Origin of the sequence: Caballeronia ptereochthonis (assembly GCF_001545075.1) — a bacterium.
GTDB lineage: Bacteria > Pseudomonadota > Gammaproteobacteria > Burkholderiales > Burkholderiaceae > Caballeronia > Caballeronia ptereochthonis.
In genome coordinates this window covers 1-18,514 of sequence record NZ_FCOB02000063.1, presented here as the reverse complement: position 1 = coordinate 18,514, position 18,514 = coordinate 1, and the positions used below count along the sequence as shown (strand labels likewise).

The window sequence follows — 18,514 nt, the reverse complement described above, 5'->3', positions numbered from 1 at the left end:
CAAGGCGTTTTGCGATCGGCTGCGTGCCAAAGGCAAGAAGACCAAGGTCGCCTTCGTCGCCGGCATGCGCAAGCTCCTCACCCAGCTCAACGCCATGATGCGCGATGCCACGCCCTGGAACCCACCCAAACCATGATTCCTTGTGCCTTTGCACTTGACCTTCAATACAGTTGCTTTCTTTGCAGCAGCAAAGAAAGTGACTGCCGCCCCGCACAGGGGCAACACCAATAGACCACTAAGAATTCAGGATTTCATAGAAGCACAAGCAAGCCAAAAACCCCAACCACCACTACACCTTGACAGGTTTCTCCTGCTCCTCCAAAACCCGCTCCCCGCGCGTCTCCGGCATGGCGAGCCAAACCATCGCCACCGCAAGCGCCCCAGCGCCGGCAAGTCCAAAAAAGCTCATCGCCGTGCCGAACCGATCAGCAGCGAACCCCGCCGCCGCGGTCGAAAGCGTCGCCCCCACACCCGCCGCGAGCCCGAAGAAGCCAATCGTGAGGTTGTAATGCCCACGCCCCCCCGCGACATCCGCCGCGATGAGCGGCAACATCACGCCGAATACCGCCGCGCTGATGCCGTCGAGCATCTGCACCGGCACCAGCAGATACGGGCTGCTCACGCCCGCGAACAGAATCGCCCGCACAGGCAGCGCGCAGAAGCCGAGAATCAGCACGGGCCTGCGCCCCCACTTCTGCGCCTGCCGCCCGACCCACGGCGACAACGCCGCGACGATGAACTGCGGCACGATGATGCACGCCGCGATCACGAGTTGAACGTTGTCGCCCATGTGCGCCGTGACCTCGCCGGCGGCGAGATTGAGCATCGCCGCGTTCGACAGGTGAAAGAGCACCACGCATGCCGCGAAAATCAGCAGGCGCCTGTCCTTCAGCAACTCGCGCAGCGATTCGCGCTCTTCACCCTCCGGCGTGAGCTTCGGCTTGCCCGGAGGCGCGCGCGGCACGGCGGGCGGCACATCGTAATGGATCATGCGCAACGCGACGATCGCCGGCAGCGCGAGCGCGGCAGTCAGGAAGAACACCGAGCGCAGCGACAGGTACTCGCCGAACGCGCCCATCAGCGCCGCGGTCAATGCGCTGCCGATCGACGCCCAGCGCGCATTGCGGCCGAGCCGGTCGCCGAGATCGGCGCGCGAAACGAGGGCCAGCGAGATCGCCGCCATCGCCGGGACGAGCATGCAACTCGCGAAGCCGTGCAGCACTTCGGCAGCGAAGACGGGGACGAACGTCGGGCTCGCGGCGAGCAACAGCGCGCTCACGATGATCGCGACGATCGCGGAGAGCGCGGCGAACTTCTTGTTGCGCATCGCGTCGACGAGCGCGCCTGCCGGCAACTGGCTCGCCATCGCGCTGATCGTGCCGACGGAGAGCATCAGGCCGATCTCTCCCTGCGTCCACTTGTTGGCCGCGAGGTACGAGGCAATGAAAGGGCCGAAGCCGGTCTGCACGTTGGCGACGAAGAAGTTCAGCCAGTCGAGCGCGCGCAGACTGCGTGCAATTACCATGTTGTGAATCGGTTATCGATGTCGTTATCCGTTATCTGGCGGGGCGCGCGCCGGAGGCCGGCGTCTGCGCCGCGACGGCGCCCGAAGCCGTCGTGCCGGCCGTCCCGGACGAAGCCGGGGCAGCCGATGCGGCGGACGCGGTGGAAGCCGGCGCGGGCGCGACAGGAGAAACGATCTTGATCGGTTGCTCGGGCGCGTATGTCGGCGATGCCTTCAGTTGCGCGTCGTTGAAATCCATCTGCAGTTGCCACTGCTTGTTGCGCGAAATGACGTGCAGGTCGCCCCAGTTGGCCGCGACATGGCGCTTGTCCCCCGCGAGCGAGCTCGACAGATCGAGCACGAGCGCCTCCGGCTGAGCCTGCGAATCGACGAGCACGTCCACCACGCGGCCGATGCGCGCGCCGTTCTTCTGCATCACCGTCGAATCGACGAGCTGCACGAGATTGGGCGGCGCCTCGTTGACGGGCTGAGGCTTCGGCACCGGATCGGCCGGCTTGCCCTTCACGGGAGGCGGCTGCACGAACGTGATCGGCGCACCCTTCGCATTGGGCGTGAAGCGAAAGGCCGTCCACGGGAAGTTGACCTTGCGGTCGCCGACGCCGAGGAAGCCCGCGAGGTTCACCATCAGGAGCCTGGGCTTTGCCGATGCATCGACGTACATGTCCACCGCGCGGCCGACGACCTTGCCGTCGGGACGCTGCACCTCGGAATCGAGCAGGCCATGCAGTTGCTCGTGCTGCATGATGCGCGTCGAGATGATCTGCGGCGGAGGAGGCGGCTCGGGCGGCTCGGGCGGCGGCGTGACGGCCGGCTCTGGCGGCTTAGGCCGGACGATGCGGCGCTTCGGCTTCGGCGCGGGAGCGGGCTTCACGGCGGACGCGGGTTCCGGCGCCTGGACGGCGGGCAGGGGCTCCTCGGGCTCGGCGGGGCCGGCTTCGGCGGGCGTCGGGATGTAGGAGTGCTCGACGATCGGCGCCGGCGTCTGCTGCGGCATCAGTCCGCATGCCGACAGCGCGAACGCGGCGAAGACCGGCAGGCTCGCGGTGAACCGCATCGCACGCAAGGTCTGCGCGCACGCGGCGGCGAGCGCGGGCAGCTGCACGATCAAACGTACGAACAAGCGCACCATCGAATGCAAGAACCAGCGCGCGGCCGCATGAAAGGCGCAGTCGGCCCGGCACGCGCGGTCTGACGCCCGAAGGCCGTTCGACGGCGCATCACCCCGATGCAGGAAACCGCCTGTCATCGCAAAAGCTCCATGGTTCCGAGTCACCTGCTTGTTTGAATTGATTGTCGGATTACTTCGACATGCGCATTGCCGAAGCGGCTTGAATCTTGAATGCAATCGATTGAATACAAAGAACCGCGAACCACGTATTGGCGCACGGTCGCGCTCATCCTGCCAGCTTTTCACGCGCCGGGCGGCCGCGTGCGCGCATCCGCCGCCCCGGCAAGACGCGCCGCGGTGTCGGGTGCGCCCATCTTCTCGGCGGCGTCGCGGGCGGAAAAGCCGCCGGCGTCGCGCGCATCGGGATTTGCGCCGCGCGCGATCAGCACATCGACGATCTCTACGCGGTTGAACATCGCCGCGATCATCAGCGCGGTGCGTCCGTCCGGCGACGCGCCTTCGACATCCGCGCCGTGATCGAGCAGCGTTTCGATCACGTTTTTGAAGCCCTTGAACGCGGCGCCCGCGATCGGCGTCTGGCCGTTGTCGTTGCGCAGGTCCGGATCGGCCTTGTGCTCGAGCAGCACGCGCACGGCGTCCGCGTGGCCGTGATAGCTCGCGAGCATCACGAGGCTGTCACCCTTGTCGTTGCGCAGGTTGGGCGGCAGCCCCTTGGCGAGCAGCGCACCGAGCATCGCGGCGTCGCCGCGGCGGGCCACATCGAACACTTCGCTCGCGAACGCGATCATGTCGTCGTCGGGGGCATCGTTCGATTGCTTCGTCGGCTCCTGGTTCTGATCGTGCTGCATGGTTCACTCCATTTCGATCGCGCCGCGCGCGCAATTCCGGGTTGTCGGCATGCATGGCCGGCATGTTCGGGGCCGGTGTTTTGCATGCATTGGGAATGCATTCCAAATGGCATTTCGAATGCAATACGCATCATGCGGAAATGCGCGGCGGACGCGGGATCATCCGGGAGCATACACAGGTTTGCCTGCGCGCCGCGCTTTGCTCCGCGCCGAGGCAGCACGAATCGCGCCATGCGCGAGGCGCTTGCGTTCGCGCGAGACCGGCGCCCGACGCTCGCTTGACGCTGCGCCGCGCATCCCGTTAGGCTCGATGCGGCCTGCGATTGCGCGCCTTCATCGTCGCCAGCATTGACACCTTTTCCGGCACCTTCCGCTCGACCGATCATGACGCAAGCCCCATCACGCTCCGACGACACGCAACATCCCGATACCGCGCCGCGCCGCCGCGCGCCCGCAGCCGAACGCAATCGCGATGCGATTCTATCGGTCCTGACACGCGTTCTGCCGCAAAGCGGGGTCGTGCTGGAGATCGCGAGCGGCACCGGGCAGCATGCCGTGCATTGCGCGGCGTCCCTGCCGCAGATCGTCTGGCAGCCGAGCGATCCCGACGCCGCCTCGCGCGATTCCATCGCCGCGTGGCGCGCTCACGCCGGGCTCGCGAACCTGAACGCGCCGCTCGAAATCGACGTGCGGAACGACGAATGGGGCATCGGCAAGGTGGCGGCCATCGTGTGCATCAACATGATCCACATCGCGCCATGGGAGGCCGCCGAGTCGCTCTTTCGCGGCGCCGGCGCGCGTTTGGGCGCGGGGGGCGTACTGTACCTGTACGGGCCGTATCGGCGCAACGGTTCGCACACGGCGCCGAGCAACGAGGCCTTCGACGCGCAATTACGCGCGAACGATCCCCGCTGGGGCGTGCGCGACATGGAGGCGGTCGAGGCGCTGGGAGAAAAGGCCGGCTTTACGCTCGAGGAAATCGTCGCAATGCCGGCCAACAACTTCAGTCTGGTCTTCGGGAAGAAGGCGTAATCATCACCACGCCAGAAAGTTCAGGCTTCGCCCGCCGCGCCGGCACGCGAAGCGAATACGTTTCGCCACGGCACCGTCGCCATCAGCGAGGCCGCGACGATCATCCCGCCGCCGATCCAGCCCGCCGCCGACACATGCTCGCCGAGCCACACGCTCGCGAAGAGCGCGCCGAACGCCGGTTCGCTGCCCATGAGCAAGGAGACGCGCGTGGGGCTGCTGCGGCCGATCGCGTAGTTCTGCGCGAAAAACGCGAAGAGCGTGCACGCGAACACGAGATACAGCACCGATCCCCAGAACACGCCGTGCCCCGCGAGCGCGGGCAACGGCTGCCATTGCGACGGCCCGAAAACCCACGCGAGCGCCGCGCTCCCCGCCGCAACGACGCCTGCCTGCACGGCCGTCACAGTGAGCGCGGGCAGGGGCGCCGCACGCAGCACGCGCTTGGTCACGCAGACCGAGAGCGCGCGCAGCACCGCGGCGGCGAGGATCAGGCCATCGCCGAGATTGAAATCGAAGGAGAGGGCGCCGTCGCTCGCGAGCAGCCACGCGCCGGCGAACGACACGCCGACCGCGAGCCACTCGGTCGCGCCGGGTCGTCGACGCAGGAGCACCCATTCGACGAGCGGCGTCAGCACGACGCACAAGCTGATGAGAAACGCGGCGTTCGCTGCGCGTGTGTGCAATACGCCGAAGGTTTCCGTGAGAAAAATCGAGAGCAGCAAAAGGCCGAGGATGAGCACCCCGCGCAGCGTTTGCGCGCTCGCGCGCCGCAGATGCCGCAAATTCACGGCCAGCAGGCAGAACGTGATGCCGAAGCGCAGCGCCAGGAGGGCGAGCACGGGATAGAACGCCAGCGCGCTCTTGACGATGCCATAACTGCTGCCCCACACCATTGCGACGATGAAGAGCAGCAGATCGGCCAGGGGAAGCAGACGGCGGGTGGGCAATTCGGGCATCATGTGGCGGCTCCGGCAGGGTAGAGCCGTCATTGTCGAATGATGCGTCTGGCGCGATAATCGGGTGCCGGCGCATAGCCTTGTTGTCGCAAATGCACAAATGAACCCCGCCGATCTGTTCGACCTGATGCCCGACATGGCGGTGTTCGCGCGCGTCGTCGACGCGGGCAATTTCTCCGTCGCGGCGCGGCAGCTGGGCAGCACGCCATCGACGGTCAGCCGCCGGATCAAGCGCCTCGAGGAAGCGCTCGCCACGCGCCTTCTCGAACGCTCGACGCGCAAGGTGCGCGTGACCGAATCGGGGTATCAGGTGTACCGGCATTGCCGCGACATGGCCGCGGCGGCATCGGGTGCGGTCGATGCCGCCGGGCAACTGTCGGGCAAGCCGCAGGGGCGCGTCGCGCTCTCGGCGCCTACGGCTTACGCCAAATCCGTGATTCATCCGCTCGTGCCGGCGTTTCTCGCGGCGTATCCGGAAGTGGATCTGCAACTCGTCTTCACCGATCACGACATCGACCCGCTCGAAAGCGATGTCGACCTCGTGATCCGCGCGACGAGCCAGCCGCCGCAGGGGCTCGCCGCGCGGCCGCTCGGCCGCGTGCGCTGGCTGCTGTGCGCATCGGCGGCGTACCTGCGCGAGCGTGGCGCGCCTGCGCATCCACGCGAGCTCGCGGGGCACGACTGCATCTTTCTCGGCGAAACCGCCGACGACAACCGCTGGCGCTTCACGAAGCGCGGCGAAACGGTGAGCGTCGCGGTACGCGGGCGCTATGTCGCCAATCACGCGGGCGCGCGGCTGGAGGCGGCCGAACGCGGTCTCGGCATCGCCGCGCTGCCCGAGTTCGCCGCCCGCGATGCGCTCGCGGCGGGCGCCGTGCAAGCCGTCCTCGCCGACTGGGAGATGCAGGCGCGCGCATATCAGGGGCCGGTGTGGCTGCTCTATCCGCCCAACCGCTTCCTGCCGCCGAAGGTGCGGGCGCTGATCGACCATCTGCACGCGCATCTCGGGCAGCAAGCGCAGCGCTCATGACGATCGGCATAATCCCGAGCCATTCGGCTCGCGCCGAAACCAGCGTCGCCGTGTAGACTGCGAATGGTCGTTCATTGCGTCGTGTGGGCACGCGGCGCTCAATCCGATCTCCCTTTCACCGGAGGCGTCGTACATGCACGCAGCGTTGCCGCAGGGCGAGCAGGAAGCCGGTTCCATCGATACGTCAACGTCATCCAGGCAGCCGCGCGATCTGCGTCGCGTCGACATTCATCCGGATCATTGGTATCCGCTTGCGTGGTCGCGCGAGGTGAAAGCCGGCCATACGCGCGGCGTGCGTTTCGCGGGCGACCCTATCGTGCTCGTGCGCACCGAATCGGGCCAGGTATTCGCGCTCGAGGACCGTTGCGCGCATCGGCAGGTGCCGCTGTCGGCGGGCGTCGTCGACGGCGAGTCGATCCGCTGCTGCTACCACGGCTGGACCTACGACTGCACCGGCCGCTGCACCGACATTCCCTATCTCGGCCGCGAGCGTCTGCCCAACGGCGTGCGCGCCTATCCGTGCCGCGAGGCGGCGGGGCTCGTCTTCGTGTTTACGGGCGATCCGGCGCTCGCGGAGCAGGCGAAGTTTCCGGAACTCGGCTCTGCCGGCGATTGCGCCTACAAGACGCGCCGTTTCGGCCGCGAGGTGAAGTGCCACTACACCTTCATGCACGAGAACCTGATGGACATGAACCATCAGTTCCTGCATCGCCGGCAGATGGGCAGCATGCGCGCGCGCTCGCTCGGGCGCCGCCGCGGCGAGGACTGGATCGAGGTCGACTACACGTTCGAGCGCGAGGCGGGCAAGCAGCCGATCGGCGAGGCGCTCGTGTTCGGGCAGAAGCGCGGCGCGACCTCCGACGCCCCGCAGAAGGACGTGATGACGATCCGCACCGAATACCCCTATCAGACGCTCAAGATCCGCACGAAGGACGAGACGATGGTGATGGATCTCTGGATCGCCTACGTGCCGCTCGATGCCGAGCAGCGCACGAACCGCACCTTTGGTCTCCTGTCGATCCGCCGGCCGAAGATTCCGCTCCTGCTCGACGCCGCGTGGCCGTTGCTCGTCTGGTTTACGGAGCGCATTTTCACGGAGGACCGGTGGATCGTCGAGCGCGAGCAGGAAGCGCATGACCGGCAGGGCGCGGATCACAACCATGAGGTCTTTCCGGTCATCAACGAGCTGCGCGCACTGCTCATGGAGCACGGCGTGCCGCACGGCGCGGGTAGGAGCGCGTGCGACACGCAACGCGTGCATTTCATCCAGCCGGTGCAGGAGCTGCCCGCGTCCTGACGCATGGGCGCTTAGGGCTTAGGGCGTCCACTCATTTGCGCCCGTCGCGGCGTGGCGCTATACAGAAAGCAGGTATCACGTACGGAGGACACTCATCATGAACAGCGACCCGACCGAGCCGCGCGACGACGCATCGGATATCGGAGAAGCGCATCCGGAAGTCGAGCACTTCGACGCTGCGATTTCGCACGTCGACGAATCCTACGCCGCGGGGAAGATGGCCGCGGGCGCGGCGAAGGGCATCCTGTACAGCATCATCGAGACGCTCGGCACGCTCGTCGGCGATCCCGACTTGCCCGCGCATGCGCGCTCGGGCTACGAAGGCCTGCTGGAAACCGCGCGCGAGTTGCGCTCGAAGATCGAGCCGTAACCGGGGCGGCTTGCGCTGCGCCCGTTCGGCAGCCTTGCCGCGACGGCCCATCGGCGCGCATTGCAAATTTCTTTCGATTCGCCGATGCAGCGCGCCATTTCGAAAGTCGCATGCATTCATCGTGAAGTCCGGTTCCGCGCGGAATTGATGTAACCGCAGATGTAACGGCGCGCGGAACAGCCTCGCTTCGGTCCGTCCCTCCTTTTTTCTCCATCCCTCCCCGATAAGTCGCGCGTCCCGCGTTGCGCCACGGGCGCGCGGGGCATTTTCGCGCCCCGAATCAGGCGTGGAGTCTCCGTCAGAAGGGCACGCGGGTCAGCCATCGGTCCCGCCAGCGGCCGAATACCTGCCATGTTTCCGTCAGCCAGCCGCCAGTTTCGTGACCGGTTGCCGAATACTTGCGCCGCAGAAAATACTGGTTAACCAGACAGTGAAAAAAAACGACACAAATTCCTGTCTTTCTTTCGCATTTCGGCTGTAAGCCATACACTTGCCACCGATAAAAGTTACGGGTTGAAACACGTGAGGTCGCCGCGGCGGCACCGGTTCCAAGACTCGTCCAGAAGTAATCTGCCCACCGCTTGAGGAGAAAAAATGAAGGGTTTCACGCTGACCAAGGCCGCTGTCGTCGCAGCCACGGCGTTCGCGGCCGCAGCACCGGCATTCGCGCAAAGCAGCGTCACGCTGTACGGTATCGTCGACGATTCGCTCGTCTATCAGAGCAGCCAGACGAATCTGGCGAAGACGAACCCGGGCCGCTCGAACGTCAAGATGGCATCGGGCATCTGGGCGGGCAGCCGTTTCGGCCTGAAGGGCGCCGAAGATCTGGGCGGCGGCAACAAGGCCATCTTCCAATTGGAATCGGGCTTCGACATCAACAGCGGCGGCCAGCAGTTCACCAATGCGATGTTCGGCCGCCAGGCATGGGTCGGTCTGACGAACGCCGCCTACGGTACGTTGACCCTGGGCCGTCAATACACCTCGTACTACACGCTGCTCTCGCCGTATAGCCCGACCAACTGGCTGACCGGCTACTTCGGCGCGCACCCGGGCGATCTGGACGGCATGGACACGATCTACCGCGCCAACAACTCGATCGTCTATACCTCGCCGAAGCTCTACGGCTTCACGGTGAGCGGCTCGTACTCGCTCGCCGGCGTACCCGACAGCGTCTACCAGGGCTCGACCTGGACGGCGGCGATCCAGTATCAGCAAGGCCCGATCGGCGGTGCGGTGGCGTTCTCGCGCATCAACAACGCGGCGGTCGGCGGCGGCATCTACAGCGGCAACTCGACCACGATCAACAGCACCTCGGCGACCGACGGTTCGGGCCAGCCGGGCGTCTCGGCGATCACCGCGGGCTACCAGCGCGCGCAGGCTCAGCAGCGCTTCGCGGTGGCGGGCGGCTATCAGTTCAACAGCGCGTGGGACATCTCGGTCACGTACTCGAACGTTCAGTACATCCCGGGCGTGAACTCGCTGTTCACCGACGAAGCCGTGTTCAACACGGTCGGCTCGGTGCTGCACTGGAAGGCGACCTCGGCATGGGACTTCGCCGCTGGCTACAGCTACACCTGGGCGAGCAAGGCGAACGGCATCAACGATGCGGCGTCGTATCACCAGTTCAACCTGTCCCAGTATTACTCGCTCTCGAAGCGCACGGGCCTGTACGCGCTCGAAGCGTTCCAGCGCGCGAACGGCAACACGCTGGCGGTTCCGGGCACGACGGCGAATCGTCAGACCGCGGCGAACGCTACGATCGGCGACGGCTTCCAGAGCGCGCCGTCGTCTTCACGCAGCATGTTCGCGGCGGGCGTGGGCATCATCCACCGCTTCTAAGCGACGCTTCGCGGCATTACGCCTGCGATACGAAAACCGGACGCATTCGGCGTCCGGTTTTTTTTGCCGACGCGCGGCGCAAAATGCCGCGTCAGATGAACATCCCGCCCGACACTTCCACGCGCTGCGCCGTCATCCAGCGATTGCCCTCCGAAAGCATCGCCGCGATCGCGCCGCCGATGTCGTCCGGCACGCCCGCGCGCCCGAGCGCCGTGTTCTGCGCGATGAACTGATTCGTATCGTGATCGTCGCGCACGACGCCGCCGCCGAAATCCGTTTCGATCGCACCCGGCGCGATGGTGTTCGCCGTGATTCCATGCGGCCCGAGTTCCTTGGCGAGATAGCGCGTGAGCACCTCGATGCCGCCTTTCATGACCGCGTACGCCGCGTAACCCGGCAGCGCGAAGCGCGTGAGCCCGCTCGATACGTTGACGATCGCGCCTTCCTCGTGGATGTACGGCAACAGCGTCTGCGTGAGGAAGAACGGCCCCTTCAGCTGAATGTTGACGAGCTCGTCGAATTGCGCGGGCGTCGTCTCGGCGAAGGGTGCGTGAATGCCGATGCCCGCGTTGTTCACCAGAAAGTCGAAATTCTCCCGCCCGAACGTGTCCTCGAGCGTCTTGCAAAGCGCATCCGCGAAGGCATCGAAGGTCTCGCATCGGGCGACATCGAGTTCGAGCACGGCCGCCTTGCCGCCCGCCCTCGCGATTTCGTCGACGAGAGACTGCGCGGCCTCCGCATTGCGGTTGTATGTGCCGATCACGCCGGCGCCCATTGCGCCGAGCTTCAATGCGGCGTTGCGTCCGAGTCCACGGCTCGCGCCGGTGATGACCGCAACCTTGCCGTTCATGGTTCCGTTCACGGTGACTGCTCCTTTTCCTTGGGGGATGGTTCACTGTAGGACGGCGCGACGCGGGCAGGAAAGACGTGTCGATGCTGCGCCGCAAGGAGCCATGCGCCGGGCGCGGCCCTTGCTGCATCGTTTCGGTCGATGCACACAGCGGAGAAACGCACCATGTCCAATCGCCCAGGCAAGGAAGCCGGTCCCGAGCCGGCCGCCGGTTTCGAACGTCCGTTCAGGCTTTTTGCGGTGGAGCAGCGCGTGCTCGCGCAGAACGTCGACGGCAAGGTGATCGACATCGGCGCGATGGAATCGAAGAACGGGCAATTCTGCGCCCGCGTGGATTCGGGTGATCTCGCCACGGAGCCGAAGCGCAGCGCGGAACTGGCGCTGAAGGCGCTCGCGGGCAAGCTTTCGTTCGATTATCTCGACGGCCTGTTCACGAGCGAGCGCGGAGCCGAGGTCAGCGGCCGGCTGCAGGATTATCCGAGCGTCGAGTTCGAACTCGACGCGACGCTTCCGCGCGACATGACCGAGCGCACGCCGCCGCACCTGTTCTAGGCATCAGGGACGCGGCGGCCGTCCGGCGGGGGCGTTGCCGGGCAGAGCGGTTTTCGCGACGGCGCCAGGCGGCCGGGATGCGCCGCCGCCGTCACTGCGCGAAGGCCGCCCGGGTGTCTCGCTGCGCGGCGGAAACATCGCGCCGACGAGCCGGTCGACAAAGAAGAAGAACTTGTCCGATGCGTAGCCCGCGATGAAGGCGATCGCGAGCGGCGATACATCCTTTCCGCCTTCGAGCAGCTTGCTGAAAAGCCCGATCGAAATGCCGACGATGATCGCGCTCGTCACGTGCGCGCGGTTTGCGACCTTCGAGTGCTCGGGATGAAACGTGTTGGCGGCCGAATCGGCGGAAAGCTGCCGCAGGATCGCCGCGCACGCGCCGAGCCACGCGTACAGCACGGGCAGCAGAAAACCCGTCACCGCGCCGACGATCGAGAGGATGATGTCGTTCGCATAGAGCGCCATCGCGCGGATGTCCTGATACACCGCGATTTTCTGAAAGCCCTGCTGAACCGCGTCGGCGTCCGTGGGCGGGTTGGTGTCGCCCGGTTCCGGATTCGGCTTGGCGAGCAGCGGCAGCGTGATCTCCAGCACCTTGCGCGCGATGTCCGGATTGCATTGCCAGTCGCGGCTCTCGGTCTTGCCGTCGTAGTACTTCGGCGAATGCGACGTGCGGTAGGCTCCCTGGAAGTTGAGCACGTTCTCCTCGGCGTTGCAGGGCGCCTTGTACGGACTGCGGATCGCGCCGAGGCCGAGACTCGTCGTGAACGCGCTGATGCGCGACACGTCAGCGAACAACTGCCGGTTGTTGGTCGCGAAGCTCTGCAGTTCCTCCTTGATCTGCAGCGCGGGCTGCGAGTTCTGCAGGGCGATGACCGCGGCCGGGTCCTTCTTCCTGTCCGCGTCGGCGATCGCCACGGCATGCGCCTGCAACTGGTTGTGCAGGGTGAGCGCGGCGGCATCGTTGTTCCTGACGACCGCGGCGATATCCGTCGAAACCTGATTGGCGACGAAGAGCAGGCACGACAGCGACACGACGAGCACCGTCAGCGCGATCGCCGAATGCGTGTAGATGCGGATCGCGCGCCGCGCGCCCTGGCGGGCTTCGTCGCCGGCGGTCTCGGCGACGACCGGCGCGACCGCATGCGCGATGCGGCTCATCGCCGCGTAGAACGCGCTCTCGATCTCGGGATTCCACGTGTGATCCTGCTGCGCGGCGCGCGCCTTCGACATCGCCTCGATATCGTGCTCGTCGAGCACCTTGCCGTTCTGCGCGCCGTACGAAACCATGTCGCGGCAGTGATCGAGATCGTCGACGATGCGCCGTCCCGGATACTGCACCGACGCCGCGATGCGGCTCATCGCGCCATAGAACGCACTGCCGATCGCGCGATTCCATACGCCCTGATCGAAGGCGCTGCGGGCGCCGCGCACCGCGTCGACGTCGGTCTTTTCAAGGAGCGTGCCGGTCTCCGCGGCATGCGAGATGAGCGCTTCGCACTTCGCGAGATCCGCCGCGACGCGCGGGCCGGGCTGGCCGCTGCCGATGTCTTCGTCCGTCCCGTTCACGGGCGGCTCGATTTCGCCCGGGCTGCCGTGTCCGGCCAAATCCGGTGTCGTGGGTACGCTCATGCCGCTCTCCCCTCATGTCCGGGCGGAGCATGCGCTGCGGGCGGACGTCGATCTGAAGCGTGCGTGCCATGCGAAATGGTTTCACATGCAACTATCCGTGCACGCTGTTCGAAACTATGCGTCACACGACGCAATTCGTTTGCATCGCAAACGTTTGATAGTCGAATTCTAGGCATCGATTCGCGCGACCGTGTGCGTGCATGCGCACACAACATCATCGCGCGCTGCGGATTCCTGAATTATTTTCCGACGGGCAGCGCCTTCAGTTGAGCGACGAGCGCCGGATACATGTCGAGAAAGCCGGGTTTCCCGAGGCGCGCGAGCAGGCTCGGATCGATCGTTTCATTCAGCGCCAGGCCGGCCTCGCGCGGTTCCTTCTTGCATACTTCCTTCAGGAACGGGTGGTGGGCGGTGAACTCGGTGTACGAATCGATCGGCTCCGACTCGAATGCTTGCGGCGGTATTTCGATCGGCCCGTCCATCACGAGTTGGTGATCCTTCGCCTTCTGGCGCAGCCATTCGGCGGGAATCAGCGGCAACAGGTCTTCCGGCGTGCGCGGCGGGCTCACGTAGCCGCCGCCCACGTTCGCATGCGCGCCCGCGAACCAGCGCTGTTCGAGCGGCAGCGTGCCGCGCGCCTCGTCGCCGGGCGTCCACAAGGTCGGCTTGTAGAGCGAGCGGAACTCGTTCGCCGCGATCGCGTGATAGGCGGCCCTGGTGCTGTTCGAAAGCGTCGTGTCGTGGAACTTGTAGTAGCTCGAAAATCCCGGCACAGGCAGACCGTCGAGCGGAATGCCGAGCTCGCCGACGGTATCCCACACGCCGATGAATTCGACATCCACTTCCCGCGAGAACTGCTTGCGAAACGCGACGACGGAGTCGGCCGTCGGTCCTACGTCCCTGTCGCGATAGATGCCGTAGGCCTGATCGATCGACTGCGGACTCCAGTCGTGCGTGAGCCCGCACTTGCGGATGAGTCCCGCGAGGCTGCGCGCGGAATATGCGCCGCGGCTGAAGCCGAAGATGTAGATCCTCGCATCCGGCTTGTAACGCTGACACAGCCACGCATAGCCGCTCTTGATGTTTTCGCTCAGGCCGTCGCCGAACGCGCCGCCCAGGAACTTGTTCGCGAGCGCGAAGAGGCCGTTGCCCTGCGTGCCGACGCCGGGAACGTAGAAGGTTTCCTGCTGGTCGGTTTCGGGCGCGAGCTTGTAGAGCAGATAGGCGTTGGTGCGGTCGTTGGGTTCGTTCCACGTGCCGTCGAAGAAGATGGCGAGATTCATGAGAGCGGGTCTCCGGTCGTTCTGACTCGATGGCGCCGGTATGACAAAAGGCGCCTCGATGTAAGGAATAGGTAACCGGAGCGCCGTAAGCAAGCACGCGAACGGTGCAAAGCGGGCTTCGTGCGCGGGCGTGCTGGATTTTGGCGGAAAGGCGTGGGATGCAGCCGCGAATGACGCGTGAGCGCGCCATGCAGCTTTTGCGCCGATGTGCGATGCTGACCGGGCGGCCGACGGGGAATCGGTCGCGCTCAATTGCGGGGTGAATCATGAAAAAAACGCCTTTCGCCACGGCTCTCGTGATCGCGGCGGCGACGCTCGCCGCATCGGCCACATCGGCTTTCGCACGCGACGACGGCCCGCGCTTCGCGCAGGACCGGCTCGATGCGCTCGTCGCGCAGCACAAGGAAGCGAGCCGACACATTGCTCAGGCACCTTCTCAAGAGAAGCGCGCGCATCTGAAAACGCGGCAAGGCGCTTCCTGACCTGACCCGGCTCGCGGCGTGACGAATCGCCAGGTTCGTCACGGGTTCGCCGCCTGCATCGCGGGCTGTCCGGCCTGCTGAAATCCGGCGTGCAACGCGCCGGACGAGACCGCTCGCGCGGTCGCCGATGAATCGCGCCGGTCGATCGCCCCACGTTTCCTTCGCGCCCAAAGGTATGAAATTTGCGGCTGCCGCCCGGGTGCTCCGCGGCCATGCGCCGACGATCCTCCTTACCCCTTCATTCAGAGCCATGACAAGGAAAGCCCTATCGATCGCCATCATCTCCGTATCCTTTCTCGCAGCAGGCTGCGCGGGCATCGGCCCGGGCCGTCTGAAAGCCGATCAGGTGGATTACGCCCGGGCGCTCGGCGATGCGAAGAAGCGTGAAATTCTTGCCGCGATTGTCGGATTGCGCTTCGCGGACGCGCCGTCGTTCCTCACCGTGAGCAGCATCATCGCCGCCTATACATTCGATGCCACCGGCGGCGCCATCCTCAACGCCGGCTCCGGCGCGCAGCCGAACTATGCGCAGGCGACGGGCAGCGTCTCCTACTCGAACCATCCGACCTTCACGTTCACGCCGACCACCGGCGACGCCTACGCAAGCGCGTACATCCGGCCGCTTTCGCCGACGCTCGTCATGCCGCTCGCGGAAAGCGGCATCCCGATCGACCTGCTTCTGCGCATCACCGCGCAATCGATCAGCGGCCTGCAGAACGGCACGGCGCTGGGCGGGCCGAACGCAGCGGGGTCGTCCGAGTTCTTTCTGCTGCTGCGGGTGTTGCGCCGGCTGCAACTGGCGGGCGAGCTGAACATCGAGTCGCGCAATACGGATGACGACAAGGGTGACAAGGGCGACGGAAAGCGCCAGGGCAACAAGGGCAACAACGCCGACAAGGGCGGCGTCTTCATCACGCTGGGCGCGACGCGAAGCGGGGCGAGCAAGGAAGTCGCCGACGACCTCGCGCTCGTGAGAAAGCTGCTGCATCTCTCGCCGAAGATGAAGACCTACGAGATCGTCTATGGTCAGGCGGCGGATCACGACCGCATTCCGATGGTCACGCGCTCGGTGCTCGGCATCCTGACGGATCTCGGCGCGCAGATTTCCGTGCCGTCCGATCAGGTGGGCAACGGCGCGACCAAGCCGACGATCGGCCTCATCGGCGGAGAGACGCGGCCGACGATCATCGTGAAGACGGGCGAAAAGCCGCCGCAGGACGCCTACGTGAGCGTGCTGTACGACAAGTCGTCGTACTGGATCGATCGCGGCGACTTCGATTCGAAATACGCGTTTACGGTCGTGCAGAATCTGATGGCGCTCGCCGAAGTGACGGACACGACCAAGTCGCCCATCGTGACCATCCCGGCGAACTAGGTTTCATCGGGCGCATGGGGCTGGTCGCGGTCCTTCCTCTTCTTTCTTGGACGAAGGGCCGTGACTACCATAGCCCGATGACCGACATCGACGACCTCGTCGTCACGTTCCACAGCCGCGACAAGGAGACGTGGGGCGTCACCGACGGCAGCCGCGAAGAAGTGCTGTCGTACTTCGAGGGCGTGCATGCGCGGCCGCGTCAACTGCTGAGCTGCCCGACATCATGGCGACGCTGGAGCACGGCGGACCGCGATCCGGTGGAGCAGTGGAGCCGCGGATGCGCGACCCTGCTCGGCGATGCCGCGCATCCGATGATGCAATACCTCGCACAGGGCGCATGCATGGCGCTCGAAGATGCGGTCACGCTCGGCGCGGCTATCGACGACGCCGGCGACGATATTCCCGCTGCGTTGAAGCTCTACGAAGCGGCGCGGGTAGCGCACGCGGCTCGCGTGGTGTTGTCGGTGCGGGAGATGGGACGCGCCTATCATGCCGCGGGTATCGAGCGGCTCGTGCGCAACTCCCTGTGGGCGGGGCGCTCGCAGGAGCGCTTCTACGATGCGCTCGTGGCTCTATGCGTGGAATCCGGCGCGCTGTCTCGAAGCGGCCCGGACCCGCGCCTTGGCGCAAGCCTGAGAACCGAACTCTGCGATCGTCGCGAGCGTTGAGGCGATCATCAGTTGTCGCTTGCATCATGCATTCGGCATGCAAAATAACATCGTGCATGAAGCATTACGCATGCAAAACGCAAAGAGCGGCATCGCAAGGATGCCGCTCTTTGCTTTTCCAGCCGAGGCGCTTCGGCTGGCGATGCTGTCGGCTTACTGGCCGAAGTACGTGCCGAGCGCTCGCGGTTGGGCCGCGATCGTGCGGCCCGATTGCGACGAGCCAGCCGCGACCGAACCGTAATCGCTCGTTTGCGTCGTCGCTTGCGCGACGGTCTGCGCGCTCACGCGGGCTTCCGCAGCCTGGATGTTCGACGGATACGACGGATCGCTGATGTTCGGGTTGTATCCGGCCTTCTCCAGTTGAATCAGATCGGCGCGCACTTGCGCGCGAGTCAACGGCGCATTCGACTGCTGCGCGAAGGAGAGGGCGGGGACGGCGAGAGCAGCGGCGACTGCGACTGCGGAAATGAACGTCTTCATGGTGACTACCTCCGATTCGGATTTCTGATCGTGCTGCCGGTTTCGTGTTAAGCAGCTTGTGAACGAAGTGTAAAGACGCGCCCTCCGAAGATCATTCTCGTTTCCGTTGAATGATCTTTGTCGAAACGGGAACAATTGGGTGAGGACGGCGTTGCATCGCACGAAAGTGGCCGTTCGATGACGCGGCCCGTCGGCAAGAAAATGCATTTGACCGCTATCTGCATGTTGCTCTGCAATACTGGTTGGCGTGAATGCGCCCTCTTCATTACCGGATTCGTAAAGATGCTTCCTCGTATCGGTGAATGATCCTTTACTGCTGTGCATCTACACTTTCGTCGTCCGTTCGGCATGTCTGAGTTCGTCAGGGCGCCGGGCTTAACGAATGAAAGGGGAGAGTCGATCATGAAATCATGGGTCCACGCAGTCATCGCTGCAGCCGTGTTGTCCGCACCGCTCGCTTCGTTTGCGCAATCGAGCGAGCCCGCGAGCCGTGCGGAGATTCGCGCTGAACTCGTTCAACTCGAGAAGGCGGGTTATTCGCCCGCGGCAGAAGACCCGTCTTACCCGGCGAAGCTTCAGACTGCGGAGGCGCGCGTCGCCGAAGTGCGTATGGCCCAGGCTCAAGCGACGGGCTATGGCGCATCGACGGGCGCCGCGACGCAGTCGGGTAGCGTGAGCAAGCGCGTCGATCCGCAAGGCGTGTTCTTCGGTCAATAACCGCTGGAAGTTTCGAACGACGAGAAACCGAGCCTCCAGCGCGGACGATGAGCCGTGCTGCAGACGCTCGTCCTGGTCGATTGCATACAAAACTCGAAATGCGCTTCCGGCGCGTCGTACGCGAACGTGAAGCAACCTCCGCCGCCGGATTACCGGTGGTTTTGCCCAGTCCGGTTTCCGGCTGGGCTTTTTTGCGTCTGCCGACTGTTCCATGGGTTACGGGTTATCGCGATGCTATTTACGTCAGGGTAGTTGCAAACAAAATTAATCAACCGGACGGTCGGTTAATGGATATACTCGCTCCATCGCATCTCAAAAAGACGGCGGAGCCCGCCATGTACACCCAATCCCTCGACCTCTCCCCGCCCGCGCCGGCCACCGACGCCCACGCGGACCCGCTCGCGGCCTCGCCCGGGCAAGCGCGCTTCGACGCGGTGATGCAGGCCGAC

Annotated in this window: 17 protein-coding genes and 1 pseudogene; 10 read left to right on the top strand and 8 right to left on the bottom strand. The window is 65.1% G+C overall.

Annotated features, from left to right (window positions below; all coding sequences use genetic code 11):
* Positions 1 to 289 precede the first annotated feature (289 nt).
* The 3 genes from AWB83_RS34820 to AWB83_RS34810 form a co-directional block, all read right to left on the bottom strand.
* Positions 290 to 1,525, bottom strand: coding sequence for an MFS transporter (locus tag AWB83_RS34820; RefSeq protein WP_087050139.1), 1,236 nt, complete (start codon positions 1,523 to 1,525; stop codon positions 290 to 292).
* Positions 1,526 to 1,556: 31 nt separating this feature from the next.
* The gene (locus tag AWB83_RS34815; protein ID WP_087050138.1) at positions 1,557 to 2,771 is read right to left on the bottom strand and encodes a PRC-barrel domain-containing protein; all 1,215 of its coding nucleotides are present in this window, start codon (positions 2,769 to 2,771) and stop codon (positions 1,557 to 1,559) included.
* A 164-nt stretch (positions 2,772 to 2,935) separates the two neighbouring features.
* Complete coding sequence (locus AWB83_RS34810; RefSeq protein WP_087050137.1) at positions 2,936 to 3,502, bottom strand: ankyrin repeat domain-containing protein; 567 nt, start codon at positions 3,500 to 3,502, stop codon at positions 2,936 to 2,938.
* A 384-nt stretch (positions 3,503 to 3,886) separates the two neighbouring features.
* Between AWB83_RS34810 and AWB83_RS34805 the strand changes: the two genes are divergently transcribed.
* Complete coding sequence (locus AWB83_RS34805) at positions 3,887 to 4,534, top strand: DUF938 domain-containing protein (protein ID WP_087050136.1); 648 nt, start codon at positions 3,887 to 3,889, stop codon at positions 4,532 to 4,534.
* Positions 4,535 to 4,554: 20 nt separating this feature from the next.
* On the opposite strand, the gene AWB83_RS34800 is transcribed toward AWB83_RS34805, so the two are convergent.
* On the bottom strand, positions 4,555 to 5,493 hold the full coding sequence (locus AWB83_RS34800; protein WP_244197996.1) for a DMT family transporter: 939 nt from the start codon (positions 5,491 to 5,493) through the stop codon (positions 4,555 to 4,557).
* A gap of 97 nt (positions 5,494 to 5,590) precedes the next feature.
* Between AWB83_RS34800 and AWB83_RS34795 the strand changes: the two genes are divergently transcribed.
* The 4 genes from AWB83_RS34795 to AWB83_RS34780 all read left to right on the top strand — a co-directional run bounded on the left by AWB83_RS34795 (position 5,591) and on the right by AWB83_RS34780 (position 10,026).
* On the top strand, positions 5,591 to 6,520 hold the full coding sequence (locus AWB83_RS34795; protein WP_087050135.1) for a LysR family transcriptional regulator: 930 nt from the start codon (positions 5,591 to 5,593) through the stop codon (positions 6,518 to 6,520).
* Between the two features lie 133 nt (positions 6,521 to 6,653).
* Positions 6,654 to 7,817 (top strand): Rieske 2Fe-2S domain-containing protein, encoded by a 1,164-nt coding sequence (locus AWB83_RS34790; protein WP_087050134.1) that lies wholly within the window; start codon positions 6,654 to 6,656, stop codon positions 7,815 to 7,817.
* 97 nt (positions 7,818 to 7,914) lie between these two features.
* Positions 7,915 to 8,187, top strand: coding sequence for a hypothetical protein (locus tag AWB83_RS36905; protein ID WP_167389195.1), 273 nt, complete (start codon positions 7,915 to 7,917; stop codon positions 8,185 to 8,187).
* A 594-nt stretch (positions 8,188 to 8,781) separates the two neighbouring features.
* The gene (locus AWB83_RS34780) at positions 8,782 to 10,026 is read left to right on the top strand and encodes a porin (protein ID WP_087050132.1); all 1,245 of its coding nucleotides are present in this window, start codon (positions 8,782 to 8,784) and stop codon (positions 10,024 to 10,026) included.
* A 91-nt stretch (positions 10,027 to 10,117) separates the two neighbouring features.
* On the opposite strand, the gene AWB83_RS34775 is transcribed toward AWB83_RS34780, so the two are convergent.
* Positions 10,118 to 10,876 carry an SDR family NAD(P)-dependent oxidoreductase gene (locus AWB83_RS34775; protein WP_087050131.1) on the bottom strand — a complete coding sequence of 253 codons (759 nt, stop codon included), beginning with the start codon at positions 10,874 to 10,876 and terminating at the stop codon, positions 10,118 to 10,120.
* Positions 10,877 to 11,041: 165 nt separating this feature from the next.
* Here AWB83_RS34775 and AWB83_RS34770 point away from each other — a divergent pair, with 165 nt between their 5' ends.
* The gene (locus AWB83_RS34770; RefSeq protein WP_087050130.1) at positions 11,042 to 11,428 is read left to right on the top strand and encodes a hypothetical protein; all 387 of its coding nucleotides are present in this window, start codon (positions 11,042 to 11,044) and stop codon (positions 11,426 to 11,428) included.
* Between the two features lie 3 nt (positions 11,429 to 11,431).
* Here the strand turns inward: AWB83_RS34770 and AWB83_RS34765 are convergent, their stop codons facing one another.
* Together AWB83_RS34765 and AWB83_RS34760 are read right to left on the bottom strand one after the other, a co-directional pair.
* A complete protein-coding gene (locus AWB83_RS34765; protein WP_087050129.1) occupies positions 11,432 to 13,060 on the bottom strand; it encodes a hypothetical protein in 1,629 nt (542 codons plus the stop codon).
* Between the two features lie 239 nt (positions 13,061 to 13,299).
* The gene (locus AWB83_RS34760) at positions 13,300 to 14,343 is read right to left on the bottom strand and encodes a T6SS phospholipase effector Tle1-like catalytic domain-containing protein (protein ID WP_087050128.1); all 1,044 of its coding nucleotides are present in this window, start codon (positions 14,341 to 14,343) and stop codon (positions 13,300 to 13,302) included.
* A 266-nt stretch (positions 14,344 to 14,609) separates the two neighbouring features.
* Here AWB83_RS34760 and AWB83_RS34755 point away from each other — a divergent pair, with 266 nt between their 5' ends.
* From AWB83_RS34755 to AWB83_RS34745, 3 genes and pseudogenes are all read left to right on the top strand, one after another.
* Positions 14,610 to 14,825: a hypothetical protein gene (locus AWB83_RS34755; protein ID WP_087050127.1), complete on the top strand. Its 216-nt coding sequence runs from the start codon at positions 14,610 to 14,612 to the stop codon at positions 14,823 to 14,825.
* 250 nt (positions 14,826 to 15,075) lie between these two features.
* The gene (locus tag AWB83_RS34750; RefSeq protein WP_096059412.1) at positions 15,076 to 16,200 is read left to right on the top strand and encodes a hypothetical protein; all 1,125 of its coding nucleotides are present in this window, start codon (positions 15,076 to 15,078) and stop codon (positions 16,198 to 16,200) included.
* A 92-nt stretch (positions 16,201 to 16,292) separates the two neighbouring features.
* Positions 16,293 to 16,836 (top strand): annotated as a pseudogene (locus AWB83_RS34745) (FAD-dependent monooxygenase); the annotation flags it as partial.
* 185 nt (positions 16,837 to 17,021) lie between these two features.
* Here the strand turns inward: AWB83_RS34745 and AWB83_RS34740 are convergent.
* A complete protein-coding gene (locus AWB83_RS34740; RefSeq protein WP_087050126.1) occupies positions 17,022 to 17,348 on the bottom strand; it encodes a DUF4148 domain-containing protein in 327 nt (108 codons plus the stop codon).
* A gap of 402 nt (positions 17,349 to 17,750) precedes the next feature.
* Here AWB83_RS34740 and AWB83_RS34735 point away from each other — a divergent pair, with 402 nt between their 5' ends.
* Positions 17,751 to 18,065: a DUF4148 domain-containing protein gene (locus tag AWB83_RS34735; protein WP_087050125.1), complete on the top strand. Its 315-nt coding sequence runs from the start codon at positions 17,751 to 17,753 to the stop codon at positions 18,063 to 18,065.
* The last annotated feature ends 449 nt before the right edge of the window (positions 18,066 to 18,514 follow it).

Coding starts and splice junctions, on each gene's coding strand:
- AWB83_RS34765 (WP_087050129.1), bottom strand. CDS start 13,060: ATGAGCGTACCCACGACACCGGATTTGGCCGGACACGGCAGCCCGGGC.
- AWB83_RS34790 (WP_087050134.1), top strand. CDS start 6,654: ATGCACGCAGCGTTGCCGCAGGGCGAGCAGGAAGCCGGTTCCATCGAT.
- AWB83_RS34780 (WP_087050132.1), top strand. CDS start 8,782: ATGAAGGGTTTCACGCTGACCAAGGCCGCTGTCGTCGCAGCCACGGCG.
- AWB83_RS34740 (WP_087050126.1), bottom strand. CDS start 17,348: ATGAAGACGTTCATTTCCGCAGTCGCAGTCGCCGCTGCTCTCGCCGTC.
- AWB83_RS34775 (WP_087050131.1), bottom strand. CDS start 10,876: ATGAACGGCAAGGTTGCGGTCATCACCGGCGCGAGCCGTGGACTCGGA.
- AWB83_RS34770 (WP_087050130.1), top strand. CDS start 11,042: ATGTCCAATCGCCCAGGCAAGGAAGCCGGTCCCGAGCCGGCCGCCGGT.
- AWB83_RS34805 (WP_087050136.1), top strand. CDS start 3,887: ATGACGCAAGCCCCATCACGCTCCGACGACACGCAACATCCCGATACC.
- AWB83_RS34755 (WP_087050127.1), top strand. CDS start 14,610: ATGAAAAAAACGCCTTTCGCCACGGCTCTCGTGATCGCGGCGGCGACG.
- AWB83_RS34815 (WP_087050138.1), bottom strand. CDS start 2,771: ATGACAGGCGGTTTCCTGCATCGGGGTGATGCGCCGTCGAACGGCCTT.
- AWB83_RS34810 (WP_087050137.1), bottom strand. CDS start 3,502: ATGCAGCACGATCAGAACCAGGAGCCGACGAAGCAATCGAACGATGCC.
- AWB83_RS34750 (WP_096059412.1), top strand. CDS start 15,076: ATGACAAGGAAAGCCCTATCGATCGCCATCATCTCCGTATCCTTTCTC.
- AWB83_RS36905 (WP_167389195.1), top strand. CDS start 7,915: ATGAACAGCGACCCGACCGAGCCGCGCGACGACGCATCGGATATCGGA.
- AWB83_RS34800 (WP_244197996.1), bottom strand. CDS start 5,493: ATGATGCCCGAATTGCCCACCCGCCGTCTGCTTCCCCTGGCCGATCTG.
- AWB83_RS34735 (WP_087050125.1), top strand. CDS start 17,751: ATGAAATCATGGGTCCACGCAGTCATCGCTGCAGCCGTGTTGTCCGCA.
- AWB83_RS34760 (WP_087050128.1), bottom strand. CDS start 14,343: ATGAATCTCGCCATCTTCTTCGACGGCACGTGGAACGAACCCAACGAC.
- AWB83_RS34820 (WP_087050139.1), bottom strand. CDS start 1,525: ATGGTAATTGCACGCAGTCTGCGCGCGCTCGACTGGCTGAACTTCTTC.
- AWB83_RS34795 (WP_087050135.1), top strand. CDS start 5,591: ATGAACCCCGCCGATCTGTTCGACCTGATGCCCGACATGGCGGTGTTC.